This is a genomic window from Actinomadura sp. NPDC000929 (assembly GCF_040492065.1).
Taxonomy (GTDB): domain Bacteria; phylum Actinomycetota; class Actinomycetes; order Streptosporangiales; family Streptosporangiaceae; genus Spirillospora; species Spirillospora verrucosospora.
This window is the reverse complement of record NZ_JBEUPA010000010.1, coordinates 45,082-63,078: the sequence shown is the minus strand read 5'-3', so window position 1 is coordinate 63,078 and position 17,997 is coordinate 45,082. Positions and strand designations below refer to the sequence as shown.

The window sequence follows — 17,997 nt, the reverse complement described above, 5'->3', positions numbered from 1 at the left end:
CTTGATGATGGCCATGGTGCGGCGACATGAGTTGACCGATGCGGCCTGGGCGGGGATTGAGCCGTTGCTGCCAGTCGCTTCGGGCCCGGGTGGGCGGTGGCGTGACCACCGGCAGGTGATCAACGGGATCCTGTGGAAGATCCGGACCGGCGCGGACTGGCGGGACGTGCCCGAACGCTACGGGCCCTGGCAGACGCTCTACCAGCGGTTCCGCCGCTGGAGTAGGGATGGGACCTGGGAGCGGCTGCTGGCGCACGTCCAGGTCCACGATGACGCGATCGGGGTGGTGGACTGGTCGGCGGTGTGCGTGGACTCCACCATCGTGCGCGCCCACCAGCACGCCGCCGGCGCCCGCAAAAAGGGGAACGGTCGGGGACGAACCCGGCATCACCAGCCGACGGGCAGGCGCTCGGGCGGTCCCGCGGCGGACTGACCACCAAGATCCACCTGGCCTGCGACGGGCGCGGCCTGCCGCTGGCGTTCACCGTGACCGCCGGCAACGTCAACGACTGCACCCGGCTGATCGAGGTCGTCGAAGCGATCGCGATCAGCCGGACCGGGCCGGGCCGTCCGCGCACCCGGCCCGGGCACCTGATCGCCGACAAGGGCTACTCCACCGGCGTCATCCGCGACTATCTGCGGCAGCGGCGCATCCCGCACACCATTCCCGAACGCAGCGACCAGCTCGCCGCCCGCGCCCGGCGCGGGCACCGCCGCTGCGGCTTCGACCCGGACCGCTACCGCCGCCGCAACGTCGTCGAACGCTGCTTCAACCAGCTCAAACGCTTCCGCGGCCTGGCCACCCGCTACGACAAGCTCGCCGCCCACTACCGCGCCGTCGTCACCATCGCCAGCCTCATCCTCTGGCTCAACCACGATCCACAAAACACGGCCTAGGCGGCGCCGGGGTCGTCCTCGTCCTTGCGGAGCGACGGCTTGGGGTTCGGGGCAGGGGCTTCCTGGAGGGGCTCAGAAGGCTCTCGGGGAGTCTGCGGAGGCTCTTCCTTGGTGAGGGAAGGCTTGGCCGCCTCGGTGATGGAGGGGGCCTCTGCGGGCTTCTCGGGCTCGTCCTCTTCGGTGAGCAGGACGCCGACCACGGCGCGGAGTTTGTCCTCGGAGATGGCGCCGGCGCGCAGGAGCCGGGGCACCGGCCCCGTCAGGTCGATGATCGTGGAGGGGTCGGCGTGGCCGGAGGTGCCGCCGTCCAGGTAGACCGCGACCGAGTCGCCCAGCATCTTCTCGGCCTCGTCGGCCGTGCGGGCCGCCGGACGGCCGGACAGGTTCGCGCTGCTGACGGCGAGAGGCCCGGTCTCCTTGAGCAGTTCGACGGCGAGCTCGTGCATCGGCATCCGGATCGCGACGGTGCCCTTCGTCTCGCCGAGGTCCCACATGAGGTTGGGATTGGCGCGGCAGACCAGGGTCAGCGCCCCCGGCCAGAACTCGTCGATGAGGTCCTGCCCGTAGGTGCCGAGGTCGTCCACGAGCGCCGTGGCGGCGCGGACGGAGCCGACCAGCACCGGCGGCGGCATCTCGCGGCCCCGGCCCTTGGCGTCCAGGAGGGCGGTCACGGCGGGCGGCATGAACGCGTCCACGCCGACCCCGTACACGGTGTCGGTCGGCAGGACGATCAGCTCGCCGCGCCGGACGGCCGAGAAGGCCTCGGCGATCCCCCGGCTGCGCTCCATCGGCTCAGAGCAGTCGTAACGTCGGCTCACGGTCGCCCGTCTTCCCATCTGCACAGCGCTCGCGGGTATGGCACCGACCAGGATAGCGGGGCTAGTCGGCGGCCAGGCGCGCGGTGACGAAGCGGTCCCGGTTCGCCAGGTCGCGCCGGTTGCGCACGTCGCGCCAGCCGTGCTCCTCCGCGAAGACCCAGTACACGCCGTTGCCCTGCAGATCGCTGTGCTCGACCGCCGCGTAGCCGCCGGGGCGCAGGAGGCGCCGGGCGGTGCGCTCCACCACGCGGATCGCGTCCAGGCCGTCGTCGCCGCCGCCCCACAGCGCGTCGGCGGGATCGTGGTCGCGGACGTCGCGCGGGACGTACTCCCACTCGCTCATCGGAATGTACGGGGGGTTGCTGACGACGAGGTCGACGGTGCCGTCCAGCTCGGTGAGGGCGGTCCCGAAGTCGTCCAGGTGCAGGCGGACGCGGCCCCGCTCGTCCAGCTCCTCCACGTTGCGGGTCGCGTGGACGAAGGCGGTCGGGTCCTTCTCGACGGCGTGTACGCGGGCGCGGGGCGCCTCCAGCGCGATGGACAGCGCGATCGCGGCGGAGCCGGTGCCGAGGTCGACGACGAGGGGGTCGCGCACGTCCATGTCGCGCAGCGTCTCCAGCGCCCAGCCGACCATCACCTCGGTCTCCGGGCGCGGCACGAACACGCCGGGCCCGACCTTCAGCTCCAGGTACCGGAAGAACGCGCGGCCGGTGATGTGCTGCAGCGGCTCCCCCGCCTCGCGCCGCGCGACGAACTCCCAGAACCGGGCGTCGAACGCGCTGTCGGGGACGCCGTGCAGCTCCGAGCGCCGCACCCGGTGCACGGCCGCCGCGAGCTCCTCGGCGTCGGCGCGGGGCGAGGCGGCGCCCGCGTCGGCGAGCCGCGCGGTCGCCCTGGCGATCTCGTCGAGCAGCAGGTTCATGATCCTGCCTTCCGAGGGGGGACGACCCCCCACGCCCCCCGGTTCGCCGCGCTCATGCGTGCCTTCCGAGGGGGGACGACCCCCCGCGCCCCCCGGTTCGCCGCGCTCATGCGTGCCTTCCGAGGGGGGACGACCCCCCGCGCCCCCCGGTTCGCTGCGCTCATGACTTCTGGGCTTCGGCCAGGCGGCGTTCCATCTCGGCGTCGACCAGCGCCTGCGTGACGTTGTGGAGGTCGCCGTCCAGCACCTGGTCGAGGTTGTAGGCCTTGTAGCCGACCCGGTGGTCGGAGATCCGGTTCTCCGGGTAGTTGTACGTGCGCACCCGCTCGGACCGGTCCACGGTGCGGACCTGGCTCTTGCGCTCGGCGGAGGCGGCCGCGTCGGCCTCCTCCTGCGCCATCGCCAGCAGCCGGGAGCGCAGGATGCGCAGCGCCTGCTCCTTGTTCTGCAGCTGGCTCTTCTCGTTCTGGCAGGAGACGACGACGCCGGTCGGCAGGTGCGTGATGCGGACCGCGGAGTCGGTCGTGTTGACGCTCTGCCCGCCCGGCCCGGACGAGCGGTACACGTCGATGCGCAGGTCGTTCGGGTCGACCTGGACGTCGACGTCCTCGGCCTCGGGCGTCACCAGGACGCCGACGGCGCTGGTGTGGATGCGTCCCTGCGACTCGGTCGCGGGCACCCGCTGCACCCGGTGGACGCCGCCCTCGAACTTCAGCCGCGTCCAGACCCCCTCCTCCTGGGCGCCCTTGGCCTTCACCGCGACCGTGACGTCCTTGTACCCGCCGAGGTCGGAGGGGTGGGAGTCGAGGATCTCGGTCTTCCAGCCGACGCGCTCGGCGTAGCGGAGGTACATGCGCAGCAGGTCGCCGGCGAACAGCGCCGACTCCTCGCCGCCCTCGCCCGCCTTGACCTCCAGGATGACGTCCTTGCCGTCGCTCGGGTCGCGGGGGACGAGCAGCCGCCGCAGCCGCTCCTCCAGCTCCGTGCGGCGCTTCGCGAGGTCGTCGGCCTCGGCGGCGAACGCGGCGTCCTCGCCGCCGAGCTCGCGGGCCGTGGCGAGGTCGTCCTCGGTCGCGGACAGCTCGCGGTGCGTCTCGACGATCGGGCGCAGCTCCGCGTAACGCTTGCCGAGCTTGCGCGCCAGGCTCTGGTCGGCATGGACGGACGGGTCGGCGAGCCGTTCCTCGATGCCCGCGTATTCGCTGATCAGATCGTCGAGATTCACGCTGTGTCCTGGCCCGTTGCGGTGCGGGGACGGCCGCCCCCGCACCGGTTTCGGACGGCCCGGGGACCGTGGGTCCCCGGGCCGCCCCTGATGTCCGCCGTGCGGCTCGCCCTACTTGTCGGCCTTCTTCTTGCCGAAGCGCTGCTCGAAGCGCGCGACCCGGCCACCGGTGTCGAGGATCTTCTGCTTGCCCGTGTAGAACGGGTGGCAGTTCGAGCACACGTCCGCGTGGATCACGCCGTTCTCGGCGGTGCTGCGGGTCTCGAAGGTGTTGCCGCACGTACACGTCACGGTCGTGACGACGTAGTTCGGGTGGATGTCGGGCTTCATCGGTTCTCCTCGCCTCAGGCGGTCGCCGGGCGCCCCCGATCCGCATGGCGAAGCCATGGGAGATGTGGGAGGCGTGAACCGGTACCGCAGCGGTTGCACACCAAGTGTGCCAGATACCCGAACGTCGCGAGGTCACCGGGCATTCCCGATCCGGGGCGGGAGGCGCGGGGCCCGCCGCCCCCGCCTAGTGCAGCCCCAGGTAGGCAAGGACGGCCATGACGCGCCGGTGGCCGCCCTGGGCGGGCTGCAGGCCCAGCTTCATGAAGATGTTGGAGATGTGCTTCTCCACGGCGCCCTCGGTGACGACGAGGTCCGCGGCGATGGCGCCGTTCGAGCGCCCCTGCGCCATCAGCCCGAGCACCTCGCGCTCGCGCGGGGTCAGCGCCTCCAGCGGGTCGCCGGTGCGGCGCCGGCCGAGCAGCTGGCCGATCACCTCGGGGTCGATGACCGTCCCGCCCGCGGCGATGCGGCGCACCGCGTCGATGAACTCCTCGACGTCCGACACCCGCTCCTTCAGCAGGTAGCCGACCCCCTGGGCGCCGCCGCCGATCAGGTCCGTGGCGTAGCGCTCCTCCACGTACTGCGACAGCACGAGGATCGGCGTGCCCGGGCGGCGCTCCCGGACGCCGAGGGCCGCGCGCAGCCCCTCGTCGGTGAACGACGGCGGCATCCGGACGTCCACGATGGCGAGGTCGGGGGCGTGCTCCTCGACGATCCCGAGGAGGCCGGGGCCGTCGCCCACCGTCGCCACCGTCTCGATCCCGGCGTCGGCGAGCAGCCGGACGAGCCCTTCCCGCAACAGCACCGAGTCCTCGGCGATCACTACCCGCATCCGGCCATTATCGTGCCCGGCGCGCCGCCCCGCGCCGCGATCACCACGTGCAGGGCAGATCCGCGCGGACGATCGTGGGGCCGCCGGGCGGGCTGTCCACGATCAGCATGCCGTCGATCGTCGCCGCCCGGTCGGCCAGCCCGGCCAGGCCGCCGTCCGGCCGCGCGACCGCGCCGCCCACCCCGTTGTCGACCACCTCGACGACCACCCAGCGGTCCTCGCGCGCCACCCGGACGGACGCGCGGGTCGCGCGGGCGTACTTGGCGATGTTGGCCAGCGACTCGGCGACGATGAAGTAGGCGATGCTCTCGACCGCGGCGGGCGGGCGCTCGGGCAGGTCGACCTCCACCTCGACGGGGACCGGGGCGCGCCCGGCCAGCCCGGACAGCGCCGGGTCCAGGCCGCGGTCGGTGAGGATCGCCGGGTAGATCCCGCGGGCGAGGTCGCGCAGCTCGGAGATCGCCTCCCGGGTGCCCGCGTGCGCCTGCTCGATCAGCGCCCGCGCGCCCTCGGGGTCCTCGTCGAGCTTGGCGCGGGCGCGGCCGATGTCCATCGCCACGGCCAGCAGCCGCTGCTGGGCCCCGTCGTGCAGATCGCGCTCGATGCGGCGCCGCTCGAACTCGGCCGCGTCCACCCCGCGGGCGCGGCTGGCCCGCAGGTGCTCGGTCCGCTCGCGCAGCGCCGCGTTCTCCCGCTGCGACGGGCTCGGGCCCAGCATCAGCGCGGCGAACGCCGCGTGCCCCATCGCGATCACGCGCGTCACGTACATCGCCGGGACGAGGAGCACCAGCCCCAGGAGCGAGACCGGCAGCGCCTCCACGGGGTTGCCCGCCCAGTACGAGACCCCGAAGTTGACCTCGGCCCCGCCGGACACCGCCACGATCACCGGGAGGAACAGCAGCGTGCCCGTCCCGGCCCACGCGATCGCCGACACGCCGAACTCGACCAGCGTGATCGGGAACAGCGCGGCGAAGTAGACGAGGTCCTTCCAGGTGCCCGGGTCCCCCGCCATCCCCTTGAGCTTGGTCAGCGGGTTGCGGCCCGCCGGCATGCGCCGGTACGGAGCCGGGATCCGGACGCCGAACGCCGCCAGGACGAAGCGCCGCTCCACCACCGCGCCGAACCGCCACGCGACCATCAGCAGCGCCAGCAGCGGGACGCCCACCCAGATGATCAGCAGCGCCACCGACAGGGTCAGCCCGACGGCGAGGACGACGAACCAGGCCAGCCCCCAGGCCAGGCTGACGCCCAGGTACAGCGCCGAGCGCCACGTCAGTGAGGACCTCACCATCGCGAGCGGATGCCAGGACCGGTTCATGACGGACGCCGACTCCCCGCCGGCCCTCGTCGCCGTCGCCCACCGCGCCGCGGCCCACTGGACGGCGCCGCCGCCCGCGGCGCCGGGGTCCTTGCTCAACTCGCCCACATCGTCCCTCCGTGCCGCTCGGACCTGCGTCGGCCCTCTCCGTCTCGTGTGTCCAAGCGTGCCGGGCGGGACGCGGGGCCGCCATGACGTCCGCCGCCCGATCGGAGGTGGGGCTAACCCCACCCCTTCGCGCGGGGCTCGGACGGCGACGCCCCCGCCCGGAGGACCGGACGGGGGCGTGCGCGGCACTGCTCAGCGATCGCCGGAAGACTCAGCGGTCGTCGGAGACGGTCGTCTTCTGCACCTGGAGCAGGAACTCGGCGTTGGACTTGGTCTCCTTCATCTTCTCGATGAGGAGCTCCAGCGCCTGCTGCGTGTCGAGCGCGTGCAGCACCCGGCGCAGCTGCCAGACGACCCGCAGCTCCTCCGGAGCCATGAGGATCTCCTCCTTGCGGGTGGAGGACTGGTCGACGTCCACCGCCGGGAAGATCCGCTTGTCCGCGAGCGACCGGTTGAGCTTCAGCTCCATGTTGCCGGTGCCCTTGAACTCCTCGAAGATGACCTCGTCCATGCGGGACCCGGTCTCCACCAGCGCGGTCGCGAGGATCGTCAGCGAGCCGCCGTTCTCGATGTTGCGCGCCGCGCCGAAGAACCGCTTCGGCGGGTACAGCGCGGTCGAGTCGACACCGCCGGACAGGATCCGGCCGGACGCCGGCGCCGCCAGGTTGTAGGCCCGGCCCAGGCGGGTGATCGAGTCGAGCAGCACCACGACGTCGTGGCCGAGCTCGACGAGCCGCTTGGCGCGTTCGATGGCCAGCTCCGCGACCGTGGTGTGGTCCTCGGCGGGACGGTCGAAGGTCGAGTGGATGACCTCGCCCTTCACCGTCCGCTGCATGTCGGTGACCTCTTCCGGACGCTCGTCCACCAGGACGACCATCAGGTGGCACTCCGGGTTGTTCTTGGTGATCGCGTTGGCGATCGCCTGGAGCACCATCGTCTTGCCGGCCTTCGGCGGCGAGACGATCAGGCCGCGCTGGCCCTTGCCGATCGGCGACACCAGGTCGATGATCCGGGTCGTCAGGATGCCCGCGTCGGACTCCAGGCGCAGCCGCTCCTGCGGGTACAGCGGGGTCAGCTTGCTGAAGTCGACGCGGCCCTTGGCCTGGTCGGGCTCCACCCCGTTGACGGTGTCGAGGCGGACCAGCGCGTTGAACTTCTCGCGCCGCTCGCCCTCGCGCGCCTGCCGGACGGCGCCGGTGATGACGTCGCCCTTGCGCAGCCCGTTCTTGCGGACCTGCGCCAGCGAGACGTACACGTCGTTCGGGCCGGGCAGGTAGCCGGTCGTCCGGACGAAGGCGTAGTTGTCGAGGATGTCGAGGATGCCCGCGACGGGAATGAGGACGTCGTCCTCGGTGAGCACCGGCTCCTCGTAGCGCTCGCGGCCGCGGCCGCGGTTGCGCTCCCGGAACCGGCGCCCGCGACGGCCCCGGCCGCTGCCGTCGTCGTCGTCGTGCTGGCCGCCGCCGCCCTGACCGCCGCCGCCCTGGCCGCGCTGACGCCCGCCGCCCTGGTCGCCGCGGTCGCCGCGCTCACCCCGGTCACCGCGGTCACCGCGCTCGCCACGCTCGCCACGCTCACCGCGCTCGCTTCGGTCGCCGCGCTCACCGCGCTCGCCACGGTCGCCGCGGTCGCGGCCCTCGCCGCGCTCCCGGCCACCGCGCTGCCGCTGACGGCCGCCGCCTTCGCGGCCCTCACGGCCGTCGCGGTTGCCGTCCCGGCCGCCCTGGGACTCGCCGTCCTCGGAGTTCTGCTCGCGCCCCTGCTCGCGGCCCTGGTCCCGGCCCTGGCGGTCGCCGCGTCCCTCGGAAGCTCCCCGGTCCTGCTTCTCGCCCCGCTGCCGACCGCCCTGCCGCTCGGCCTTCTCCTGCTTGTCGCCCTGGACGGCCTTCTCGGCCGTGCCGGACTGCGCCTCGGGCGCCGCCGCGTTGTCGGACGCGGGCGCGGCCACGGGCGCGGCGTCGGCGATGGTCACCTGCTCGTCGGGCACCTCGCGCTTGGCGGCGGTGCGGCCGCGGCGCGGGCGCTCGGCCGTCACCGGGGCAGCGGCTCCCTGCTCGCCCCCGGCCGAGCCCTGCCCCTGGCCGCCCTGCTTCTCCTGAATGGCGGCGATGAGCTGGCTCTTGCGCATCCCGGTCGTGCCGGTGATGCCGAGGCTGGACGCGAGCGCCTTGAGCTCGGGGAGCACCATGGCCGACAGGCCGGTGCCGCGGCGGCGCCGGGGGGCGGCGGTCTCCGCGCCGGCCGGAGCGGCGGCGGTTTCCGTGCTCGTTGCGTCCGTAAGGAGTTCGCTGGATTCGCTCACTAAGGGTCCTTCCCAGGGCGCGGGCGTTGGCCGGCGTTCGGCCAGTCGACCCGGTGGTGCGGCCCGGCGGGGGCGCCGGATCGGGCTCCGCTGATCACGATGGAACCGGGATCTGCGTGTTCTGGGCACAGCCAGATGGTGGACGGGACGTTCCGCTCGTGCGTGTCCCCGGTACCGCCACGTCCGAAGTTTCGCTGGAATGCCTGACAACGGGAAGTCACGGTGTCGGGGAGCCTGGTACGCGGGACCGGCACGACCGGAGGGCCGAAATGGTGACGCGCGGCTGACGAGCACGCTGCCCCGAACGGGGCATCTGGTGCGGCAATCAGCCTAACATCACCAGGGCACACTGCTATTCCCCAGAGGTCGATGTCTTCGCATTTTACCTAGCCGGATCCTGCCGGACCGGCACCGGCCGGAGCGACGCGCGTCCCCCGCCCACGGCACCGCCGTCAGCTCCGGAACTCCGATTCCGGGGTCATCACGCGTGCGCCGCGGGTCGCGACGTCCAACGGGTGTTCGTGCCACCCTTTACCCACTCCGGCGCCGATCGAATCAACTCGTGATGCGGTTGTGAAGGCCAGGACAGTGGGCCCCGCACCGGAAATCACGGCCGGAACGCCCGCGTCCCGCAACCGCGCGACGAGCGCCGCCGATTCGGGCATGGCCGGGGCGCGGTAGTCCTGGTGGAGCCGGTCCTCGGTCGCGTCGAGCAGGATGCCGGCGTCCAGGCCGCCGGTGAGTGCCGCGACGAGCAGCGCCGCGCGCCCCGCGTTGGCGGCGGCGTCCCCGTGCGGGACGGTCTCGGGCAGCAGGCCGCGGGCCCGCTCCGTCGCGAGCCGCTGCTCGGGGACGAACGCGACCACCCGCGTGACCTGCGACTCCAGCCGCACCGACCGGGGGCCGCCGGGCGTCGTCCAGGCGACCGTCAGGCCTCCGGCGAGGCAGGGGGCCACGTTGTCGGGATGGCCCTCGATCTCCGTCGCGAGGCGCAGCGCCCCGGCGTCGTCGAGGAGCTTCCCGGCGGGGTGCAGCGCCCGGGCCGCGACGATCCCGGCGACGATCGCGGCGGACGAGGAGCCGAGGCCGCGACTGTGCGGGATGCGGTTGCGGCAGCGCAGCCGCAGCCCGTCCGGGCGCGCGGGACCGCTTCCGGCCAGGTCGTCCAGGACGTCGAAGGTCCGCCGCAACACCCGCACGATCAGGTGCCGGTCGCCGCGGTCGGCGACCTCGGCGCCCTCGCCGTCCACCTCGATGGACAGGCCGCCGCCGGTCGCCTCGACCTCGACGTCGTCGTACAGCTCCAGCGCGAGGCCGAGCGAGTCGAATCCTGGGCCCAGGTTGGCGCTGGTGGCGGGGGTCCGCACCAGCACCGGGCCTTCCTGCCAGCCCACCTCAGGTGAGGCCGAGCTCGGACGCGGCCGAGTGCGCGTCGACCTTGATGGTCGTCGGCGCGGGCGCCCCGGAGATGGCCCAGTCGGGGTCCTTGAGGCCGTTGCCCGTGACGGTGCAGACGACCCTGGACCCGGCCGCGACCCCGCCCTGCTCGCTCGCCTGGAGCAGGCCGGCGACGCTCGCCGCGGAGGCGGGCTCGACGAACACCCCCTCCTCCCGCGCGAGGAGCCGGTAGGCGGCGAGGATCTGCCGGTCGGTGACCGAGTCGATCGCGCCGCCGGACTCGTCGCGCGCGGCGACCGCGAGGTCCCACGAGGCGGGGTTGCCGATGCGGATCGCCGTGGCGATCGTCTGCGGCTTCAGGACGGGCTCGCCCTTCACGAACGGCGCCGCGCCGCTCGCCTGGAAGCCCAGCATGCGCGGGGCGCGCGAGGCGAGGCCGTCCTTGGCGTACTCCTGGTAGCCCATCCAGTACGCGGAGATGTTTCCGGCGTTGCCGACCGGCAGGCAGTGGACGTCGGGCGCGTCGCCGAGGGTGTCCACGATCTCGAACGCGGCCGTCTTCTGGCCCTGCAGCCGGTACTTGTTCACCGAGTTGACCAGCGCCACCGGGTAGTCGACCGACAGCTTGCGCGCCAGTTCGAGGCAGTCGTCGAAGTTGCCGTCCACCTGGAGCAGCCGGGCGCCGTGCACCAGCGCCTGCGCCAGCTTGCCCATCGCGATCTTGCCGTTGGGCACCAGGACCGCGCAGGTCATCCCCGCCCGCACCGCGTACGCGGCGGCGGACGCGGAGGTGTTGCCCGTCGAGGCGCAGATGACGGCCTTGGCGCCGTCCTCGGCGGCCTTGCTGATCGCCATCGTCATGCCGCGGTCCTTGAACGACCCGGTCGGGTTGGCGCCCTCGACCTTGAGGAACACCTCGCAACGGGTCATCTGGGAGAGCCGGGGGGCCGGCACGAGGGGGGTACCGCCCTCCAGCAGGGTGACGACGGGCGTCGCGTCCGTCACCGGAAGCCGGTCGCGGTACTCCTCGATAATGCCGCGCCACGCGCGGGCGTTCGCGTTCACTCGGTCTCCTCGGCTGACCTGCGATGTTCGCCCGAAGTCTACCGGGACCGGCCCCGCCTCACTCGTCGCCTTCGACGCGCATGACGCTCGTCACGCCGCGGACGATCTCCAGCTCCCGCAGGCCCGCCACCGTGGCCGACAGCGCGGCGTCCGGCGCCCGGTGCGTCACGACGACGAGCTGCGCCTCCTCGCCCGAGCCCACCTGCCGCACGGCCTGGATCGACACCCCATGCCTGGCGAACTCCTCGGCGACCGTCGCGAGCACGCCGGCCTCGTCCGTCACGTCCACCTCGATGTAGTAGCGGGTGACGGTCTCGCCCATCGGCAGCACCGGCAGCTTCGCGTAGGTGACCTCGACCGGGCCGGGCGTGCCGCCGACCACGTTGCGGGCCACCGCGACGAGGTCGCCGAGGATCGCCGACGCCGTCGGAGCGCCGCCCGCGCCCGCGCCGTAGAACATCAGCGAGCCCGCCGACTCCGCCTCGACGAACACCGCGTTGTACGCCTCGCGGACGCTCGCCAGCGGATGCGACCTCGGGATCATCGCCGGATACACGCGGACCGACACGCCGCGGCCGTTCCGGCCGTCCTCCGAAGGGATCCGCTCGCAGATGGCCAGGAGCTTGACGACGCAGTCCATCCCCTGGGCGCCCGCCACGTCGGCGGCGCTCACCTCGGTGATGCCCTCGCGGTGGACGTCCGCCGCCGTCACCGGCGTGTGGAAGGCCAGTTGCGCCAGGATCGCCGCCTTGGCCGCCGCGTCGAAGCCCTCCACGTCGGCCGTCGGGTCGGCCTCCGCGTACCCGAGCGCCTGCGCCTCGTCCAGCGCCTCGTTGAAGCCGGCGCCGTGCGTGTCCATCTGGTCGAGGATGTAGTTCGTGGTGCCGTTCACGATGCCGAGCACCCGGTGCACGTGGTCGCCGACCAGGGACTCCCTCAGCGGCCGCAGCAGCGGGATCGCGCCCGCCACGGACGCCTCGTAGTACAGGTCGGCGCCGTACTCCCGCGCCGCCGCGAACAGCGTCGCCCCGTCCTCGGCCAGCAGCGCCTTGTTCGCGGTGACGACCGACTTGCCGGCCTTCATCGCCTCCAGCATCAGCGTCCTGGCCGGCTCGATGCCGCCGATCACCTCGATGACGAGGTCGACGTCGTCCCTGGTCACCAGCGTCTGCGCGTCCGTGGTCAGCAGCGCCGGGTCGACGCCCGCGCGCACCCGGTCAGGCCTGCGCACGGCGATCCCGGCCAGCTCCAGCGGAACCCCCACCCGCGCGGCCAGATCGTCCGCCTGCTCGTTCAGCAGCCGGACGACCTCCGTGCCGACCACGCCGCAACCGAGCAGCGCCACGCGCAGTCCGCGTTTCACGCTTCGACCTCCGCATCGAGCCGCAGCAGGTCGTCCGCGCTCTCCCGCCGGACGATCACGCGCGACCTGCCGTCCCTCACCGCCACCACGGCGGGCTTCGGGACATGGTTGTAGTTGCTGGCCATCGACCGACAGTACGCACCGGTCGCCGCCACCGCCACCAGATCCCCCGGCGCAAGATCTTCGGGGAACCACAGGTCCCGCACCACAATGTCGCCGCTCTCGCAGTGCTTGCCGACAAGCCTACTGAGCATGGGGGCGGCCTCGGACGTCCTGCTCGCCAGCACCCCGGTGTACTCGGCGCCGTACAGGGCCGTGCGCAGGTTGTCGGACATGCCGCCGTCCACCGAGACGTACGTGCGCAGCCCCTCGACGTCCTTGACCGTCCCGACCTCGTACAGCGTGACGCCGCCGGGACCGATGATCGCCCGGCCCGGCTCCACGGTCAGCCGCGGCATCGCCAGCCCGTACGCCCGGCACTCGCGCGCGACGATGGCGCGCAGCCCGTCCGCGATCGACTTCGGGTCGTGCGGCTCCTCGCCCGGCACGTACGCGATGCCGTAGCCGCCGCCGAGGTCTAGCTCGGGAAGCTCGACGCCGTGCTCGTCCCGGATGGCCACCAGCAGCTCGGCCAGCCGGTGCGCGGCCACCTCGAACCCGTCCACCTCGAAGATCTGCGACCCGATGTGGCTGTGCAGCCCCACCAGTTCGAGCTGCTCCAGCGCCAGGACCCGCCTGACCGCCTCCAGGGCCGCCCCGGAACTCCGGGAGAACCCGAACTTCTGGTCGTCATGGGCGGTGGCGATGAACTCGTGCGTGTGCGCCTCGACGCCCGTGGTCACGCGCACCATCACCTTGGCCCGGACGCCCATCTCCTTGGCGAGGTACCCCACCCGGGCGATCTCCTCGAACGAATCGAGCACGATCCGTCCGACCCCGACCTCCAGGGCCTTCTCCAGCTCCCAGGACGCCTTGTTGCTCCCGTGCAGCGTGATGCGCTCGGTGGGAAAGCCCGCCGCCAGCGCCACGGCGAGCTCACCGCCGCTGCACACGTCGAGGCCGAGCCCCTCCTCGTTCAGCCACCGCGCGACGGCCGTGCACAGGAACGCCTTGCCCGCATAGTGGACGTCCCCGTCGTGGAACGCCGCCGCGTACTCCCTGGCGCGGCTCCGGACGTCCTCCTCGTCGTAGACGTAGAGGGGCGTCCCGTACTCCTTCGCCAGGTCCCTGACGTCCACTCCCCCGACGGTGAGGGCGCCCTCCTCCCGCTTGGAGTTCCGCGGCCACACGGAGGGCTCGAGCGCGTTCAGGTCCTCCGCCGGCCCGGCCGGATGATCCTCCGGCAGGACGTCGGCATGCCGCGGCCCGGCAGGGTGTACTCGACTCATATCCGCTCTCTAGGTGTTTCACCGATCATGTTCAGCCCGTTGCCGAGGACGACCTTCACGGCCTCCGCCAGGCCGACCCGTCCCGCGTGCACCGCCCCGGGCTCCTCATCGCCCACGGGCAGCGCGGGACAACGCTCGTGCACCTCGTGGTACGCCCCGGCAACGCTCTCCAAGCACAACATCAGGGGCCTGGCGTCGCCTTCCCGCTCCGCCTGCGCGGCCCGTCCGGGAACGTCCCCGAGCGCCCCCACGAGCTCCTCCGCACCACCCTCGAACGGCCCGGCCCCGACCCCGAGTTCCCGCGCCCAACGCCCGACCCAACAGGCCCGCGCATAGGCGTAACGCACCGAGAACCCCGGATTCTCGAACGTCCGGGGCCATTCGCTCCACCCGCCCGACGGCACCCGCGCGACCCCGTAACGAGGATCACGCCGGATGACCTCCACCAGCTCGGGCCCCACCACGATCCTCACGAACCCGGGCCCGGAGACGCTCCCGCCGACCCGACGCGCGATCACCTGCGGATCGACACCGAGCCTCAGCGCCACCGGACTCTCGAAGACCCCGCCGCCCCGCCCGAAGACCACGACCTCCTCGGGAACCGCGACATCGATCTCCCCCGCGTCCACGGCGTCCCGCACCGCCCGCGCGAGAGCATCCCCTGGAGTCACCCTGGTGAGACTAGCCGACCACTATCTGGACACCGCGGCGAGTTTCCGCACCGTCTGGATCAGCTGGTTGGGGTCGAACGGCTTCGTCACGTACGCGTCGACGCCGATCTCGTGCCCCCGCCGCACGTCATGCTCCTGCGCCCGCGCCGTGATCATCACGACCCTGATGTGCGCGGTCCCGGGGTCCTCCCGCAGCCGCACCGCGGTGACCCACCCGTCCAGCCGGGGCATCATCACGTCCAGCGTGATCACGTCCGGCCCGACCTCCGCGACCTTCTCCAGGCAGTCCTGGCCGTCCACCGCGGTCGACACCTCGAACCCCTCCAGTTGCAGGTTCACGGCGATGAGCTGGCGGATCACCTCGTCATCATCGACGACCAGCACGCGTCCCAGTGGCTCGGTCACGGCCTTGAAGTTAGCCCACCGGACCCCCCGAACGCACGGCGAACCTCCCGGTGCGCGTCACCCCGCCAACCCTGGTAACCTCATACCGCGTCGCGCCCCCTTAGCTCAGGGGATAGAGCAACGGCCTCCGGAGCCGTGTGCGCAGGTTCGAATCCTGCAGGGGGCACCTCAGACGACCACCACAAACCCCGGCAGACCAGGCACTCAGCCTGTCGCCGGGGTTTGTCGCATACGCACCCAAGCACCAGCGAAGCCGCTGATTGTCACGCTTCCCGGAACATACGCGGAACGCGTCAAGGGGCGGCGGCGCTCAGGCCTCTGCGTGGCCCCGCCCCAGGCTGCCCGGAGCGTGCGGCCTGGGGCCGGTCACCGGCCGGCCCCGCACCGGACCGCGCACTGTGTCGCGCGCGCCGGCCCCGCCCCGACCGCTCACCGCTAGGGCGCGCCACCGCCCTGACGAATCGACGCCGGAGCTTATGAGCCCGTTCGGCGACGAGGGGCAGGGCGTGACTGTGGTCGGGCGCCGTTGGAGTCGTCGGGGGAGATTGCCGGAAGATCGGCTGAGCGTGCGTTACTGGGGAACCCCGTGGTTCCCCAGACCCCTCTTGGAGCCGGAGGGCGCTCCCGCGCGAATCTGTCTTTCTCGGGGTTCGCTCCGTTCGCGCGGGAGCACCCTCCGGACTGGTCCGTTCGTCTGTTGCGGAGCGTGGGACTACGGCATATGGGAAGCTCCGGAGGCACGTGTGATGTTGTGCAATGCGCTCCAGCAAGGCGAACAAGAGACGGGCCCCACGCGGTTGAAGGGGTCGAGATTCCCGAGTGGGCTCAATTTCCGCTGTTCTACCTCCAGCGCTTCCTGCTCACGAAGCAGCTCAGCTGCTCTGTAAAGCTTCAGCGCCGGCAGCTCATCGTAGGTGTACGCCATGCCTCCGCCAGCAGGGTAGTACGCGCCACTGCGCGAACACAGGGTCCTTGCTCCTACGTACTGCAGGTCATCGGGGCTGTCTGGGGCGATCTCCAGATACCGGACCAGGGCGGCATGGGTCTGTTGGCCACTCGAAGTCTCAAGACCAGCGATGACCATGCCGTCTGTCAGTCTCGCCAAAGCGTAGGACCTGAGCTTCTCTCGCCTACTCATGCCCCTCATCATGGCTCGCTCGGCTGCAAGCAAGCAGGGGTTTCCTGACAGAGAAGCGTGTCCGTTGGAGCGGACGATAAGGAGCACGAGCGGTCGCCAGCGGGGTTAAGGGCAGGCCAGCGGCCGTGCTGGTGGTTGTTGATCTGGAGAAGTGACTTCCCCAAGCTGACAACATCCACTCGAGGAACCATGATCCGGAACATGGACGGAACGGTGGAGTGGGCATCGACGGCGAGCGAGCGTCCACATACAGGTCAGAGGCGCTCCTCGGGTGAGGAGGTATGCGCCCCCTGGAGCCGTGGGCGCAGGTTCGAATTCTGCAGGGGGCATCTCAGACGACCAGCGAGAACCCCGGTTGACCGGGCACGTTGCCTGTCGCCGGGGTTTGTTGCGTATGCAGCCATCTGCCAGCGAGAGCCGAACGGGACGCGAGCCTTCGTCATGGGTCCGATAGTGCCTGTCTGTATGGCTCGAACTCTGCCGTGACCTGGGCGATTCCGTTAGACAGGGTCCACAGGTCGTACCACTTGTTCTCGACCGGGTTGAGCAACCTGTCGAACGTCCGCGCGGCCAGTGACCGAAGATCCTCCGGGCACAGGAACATGAGGCCTCTCAGGTCTTCTTCGGTATCTGGATCCACGACCATGCCTCCGGACCGGACAGCGGTCAACGCCGCAGCCACCAGCGCGTCATCTCCTGCGATCGAATCCACTGGCCCAGGCGCGTCGGCTACCCGCGACATGACCTCGCGGAGGCGATCAACGATGTCGTCCGCCTTCGCCAGATCCTCCAGGAGGTCTTGGGCGTAATCGCTATCGAAAGGCCCATAGCCCCAAGTACCCAAAGCGACCTCACAGTGATCCAGGTCTCCGACCGACAACTTATAGAGGGTGTTTGTTGATTAGCGCCAGGTTTCGGGTTGGGCTGTCATGGAGTTGTGTACTGGTCGTGCGGGAGCGATCCTCGGGGCGGGGCTGCAACTTTGAAGCCCGAGGTCTTGTTCCAGGGGACCGCTGACCACAGGTTTTCCAGAGTTGTCCCTATACGTTCCACCAGTGGCCAGTCGGGACGTTCGCCGCTCACCGTGACTCGCGCCATTAGATCGCTGCCCCATACGCCGTGGTCGTCATCAGGGTCTGCTGCGATCACATCTTCGGCGATGAATTGCATTCCTACATGGATTTCCAACAGGAGATAGTCAGCCGCCGGTCTCATGTCTTCGGTCGCTGTGGCCAGCCTGAAGCTTCGTACGGCGTCGGCCTCGGGGCCTGACCACTCACCCGGGCGAGGCTCAGGCGGGCCGAGGTATTCCCCGACCAAAGGGGGTCCGCTCTCTAGAACGGCGTTGAGAACATGCTCCATCGCCTCTGCGCCGGTTGTCTGTCCGGTTGCCCTGGCGAAGAACGTGAGCTGATATTCCATTGCACATCCCTTACTGCCCTGCTATCTCAGGCGCCCGTGCGCCGCTGCCGCGTTACGGGCAGGCGATCACGATGACGTCGCCTGGTTGGTCGGCGTCCCGAAGGCTTTGGCTACCTTCTGGCGCACTTGGCCGTAGAGATGTGGATGTTGTGAGGCTTCCATGCCTTCAGCCCGGAAAACCGCGGCCGTGAACTCGTCTACGTCATTTGGCGGCGAGTCGCGCAGTGAATCGTGATCGTCCGGGGGTAGGCAGAAACCGAGTTCGACGCAGAGGTCACGGAGCAGGAGAGTGACTTCCTCGGGAGACAGCTTGGCCGGTTCCATGCTTCTACGGTGGCACACCGCCCCCTAGGTGCTTTGGGGGGTGTGCGGGGCGGCGTGGGTGAGGTGTGTGG

The 17,997-nt window shown here is 71.2% G+C and carries 16 protein-coding genes, 1 tRNA gene and 1 pseudogene; 2 read left to right on the top strand and 16 right to left on the bottom strand.

All coding sequences use genetic code 11. The features are described from left to right. The first annotated feature begins 4 nt into the window (after nucleotides 1-4). Nucleotides 5-897: pseudogene (locus tag ABWI04_RS06205) on the top strand (IS5 family transposase). On the opposite strand, the gene ABWI04_RS06200 reads toward ABWI04_RS06205, so the two are convergent. The 13 genes from ABWI04_RS06200 to ABWI04_RS06140 form a co-directional block, all read right to left on the bottom strand. Beyond that, a complete protein-coding gene (locus tag ABWI04_RS06200) occupies nucleotides 894-1,685 on the bottom strand; it encodes an L-threonylcarbamoyladenylate synthase (RefSeq protein WP_353831719.1) in 792 nt (263 codons plus the stop codon). The pseudogene ABWI04_RS06205 and the gene ABWI04_RS06200 sit on opposite strands and share 4 nt — an antisense overlap. 91 nt (nucleotides 1,686-1,776) lie before the next feature. Continuing rightward, nucleotides 1,777-2,637 carry a peptide chain release factor N(5)-glutamine methyltransferase gene (gene prmC / locus ABWI04_RS06195; RefSeq protein WP_345182625.1) on the bottom strand — a complete coding sequence of 287 codons (861 nt, stop codon included), beginning with the start codon at nucleotides 2,635-2,637 and terminating at the stop codon, nucleotides 1,777-1,779. A 160-nt stretch (nucleotides 2,638-2,797) separates the two neighbouring features. After that, a complete protein-coding gene (prfA, locus tag ABWI04_RS06190) occupies nucleotides 2,798-3,862 on the bottom strand; it encodes a peptide chain release factor 1 (protein WP_345182626.1) in 1,065 nt (354 codons plus the stop codon). Nucleotides 3,863-3,973: 111 nt separating this feature from the next. Further along, nucleotides 3,974-4,192, bottom strand: a complete 219-nt coding sequence (gene rpmE, locus ABWI04_RS06185; protein WP_121434040.1) for a 50S ribosomal protein L31 — start codon at nucleotides 4,190-4,192, stop codon at nucleotides 3,974-3,976. Between the two features lie 184 nt (nucleotides 4,193-4,376). Further along, a complete protein-coding gene (locus ABWI04_RS06180) occupies nucleotides 4,377-5,024 on the bottom strand; it encodes a response regulator transcription factor (protein WP_345182627.1) in 648 nt (215 codons plus the stop codon). Nucleotides 5,025-5,064: 40 nt separating this feature from the next. After that, nucleotides 5,065-6,450: a sensor histidine kinase gene (locus ABWI04_RS06175; protein ID WP_345182628.1), complete on the bottom strand. Its 1,386-nt coding sequence runs from the start codon at nucleotides 6,448-6,450 to the stop codon at nucleotides 5,065-5,067. 211 nt (nucleotides 6,451-6,661) lie between these two features. After that, nucleotides 6,662-8,752, bottom strand: coding sequence for a transcription termination factor Rho (gene rho / locus ABWI04_RS06170; protein WP_353831718.1), 2,091 nt, complete (start codon nucleotides 8,750-8,752; stop codon nucleotides 6,662-6,664). Between the two features lie 452 nt (nucleotides 8,753-9,204). Further along, nucleotides 9,205-10,125 (bottom strand): homoserine kinase, encoded by a 921-nt coding sequence (gene thrB / locus ABWI04_RS06165; RefSeq protein ID WP_345182630.1) that lies wholly within the window; start codon nucleotides 10,123-10,125, stop codon nucleotides 9,205-9,207. A 22-nt stretch (nucleotides 10,126-10,147) separates the two neighbouring features. After that, nucleotides 10,148-11,215, bottom strand: coding sequence for a threonine synthase (gene thrC, locus ABWI04_RS06160; protein WP_345182631.1), 1,068 nt, complete (start codon nucleotides 11,213-11,215; stop codon nucleotides 10,148-10,150). Between the two features lie 58 nt (nucleotides 11,216-11,273). Further along, a complete protein-coding gene (locus ABWI04_RS06155; protein ID WP_345182683.1) occupies nucleotides 11,274-12,560 on the bottom strand; it encodes a homoserine dehydrogenase in 1,287 nt (428 codons plus the stop codon). Nucleotides 12,561-12,574: 14 nt separating this feature from the next. Then, nucleotides 12,575-13,966: a diaminopimelate decarboxylase gene (gene lysA, locus ABWI04_RS06150; RefSeq protein ID WP_345182632.1), complete on the bottom strand. Its 1,392-nt coding sequence runs from the start codon at nucleotides 13,964-13,966 to the stop codon at nucleotides 12,575-12,577. Next, nucleotides 13,963-14,637, bottom strand: coding sequence for a DALR anticodon-binding domain-containing protein (locus ABWI04_RS06145; protein ID WP_345182634.1), 675 nt, complete (start codon nucleotides 14,635-14,637; stop codon nucleotides 13,963-13,965). Before ABWI04_RS06145 ends, lysA begins: the two co-directional genes overlap by 4 nt. 21 nt (nucleotides 14,638-14,658) lie before the next feature. Further along, nucleotides 14,659-15,021 (bottom strand): response regulator transcription factor, encoded by a 363-nt coding sequence (locus tag ABWI04_RS06140; RefSeq protein ID WP_345182684.1) that lies wholly within the window; start codon nucleotides 15,019-15,021, stop codon nucleotides 14,659-14,661. A 115-nt stretch (nucleotides 15,022-15,136) separates the two neighbouring features. On the opposite strand from ABWI04_RS06140, the gene ABWI04_RS06135 reads away from it, so the two are divergent. After that, a tRNA-Arg gene (locus ABWI04_RS06135) sits at nucleotides 15,137-15,208 on the top strand. Nucleotides 15,209-16,619: 1,411 nt separating this feature from the next. Here ABWI04_RS06135 and ABWI04_RS06130 read toward each other — a convergent pair. The 3 genes from ABWI04_RS06130 to ABWI04_RS06120 all read right to left on the bottom strand — a co-directional run bounded on the left by ABWI04_RS06130 (nucleotide 16,620) and on the right by ABWI04_RS06120 (nucleotide 17,926). Then, nucleotides 16,620-17,060: a DUF4259 domain-containing protein gene (locus ABWI04_RS06130; RefSeq protein ID WP_353831717.1), complete on the bottom strand. Its 441-nt coding sequence runs from the start codon at nucleotides 17,058-17,060 to the stop codon at nucleotides 16,620-16,622. Between the two features lie 47 nt (nucleotides 17,061-17,107). Beyond that, a complete protein-coding gene (locus ABWI04_RS06125; RefSeq protein WP_353831716.1) occupies nucleotides 17,108-17,602 on the bottom strand; it encodes a hypothetical protein in 495 nt (164 codons plus the stop codon). Nucleotides 17,603-17,668: 66 nt separating this feature from the next. Further along, nucleotides 17,669-17,926 (bottom strand): hypothetical protein, encoded by a 258-nt coding sequence (locus tag ABWI04_RS06120; protein WP_353831715.1) that lies wholly within the window; start codon nucleotides 17,924-17,926, stop codon nucleotides 17,669-17,671. Nucleotides 17,927-17,997 lie beyond the last annotated feature (71 nt).

Coding starts and splice junctions, on each gene's coding strand:
- lysA (WP_345182632.1), bottom strand. CDS start 13,966: ATGAGTCGAGTACACCCTGCCGGGCCGCGGCATGCCGACGTCCTGCCG.
- rpmE (WP_121434040.1), bottom strand. CDS start 4,192: ATGAAGCCCGACATCCACCCGAACTACGTCGTCACGACCGTGACGTGT.
- ABWI04_RS06120 (WP_353831715.1), bottom strand. CDS start 17,926: ATGGAACCGGCCAAGCTGTCTCCCGAGGAAGTCACTCTCCTGCTCCGT.
- prmC (WP_345182625.1), bottom strand. CDS start 2,637: ATGAACCTGCTGCTCGACGAGATCGCCAGGGCGACCGCGCGGCTCGCC.
- ABWI04_RS06200 (WP_353831719.1), bottom strand. CDS start 1,685: ATGGAGCGCAGCCGGGGGATCGCCGAGGCCTTCTCGGCCGTCCGGCGC.
- ABWI04_RS06180 (WP_345182627.1), bottom strand. CDS start 5,024: ATGCGGGTAGTGATCGCCGAGGACTCGGTGCTGTTGCGGGAAGGGCTC.
- ABWI04_RS06125 (WP_353831716.1), bottom strand. CDS start 17,602: ATGGAATATCAGCTCACGTTCTTCGCCAGGGCAACCGGACAGACAACC.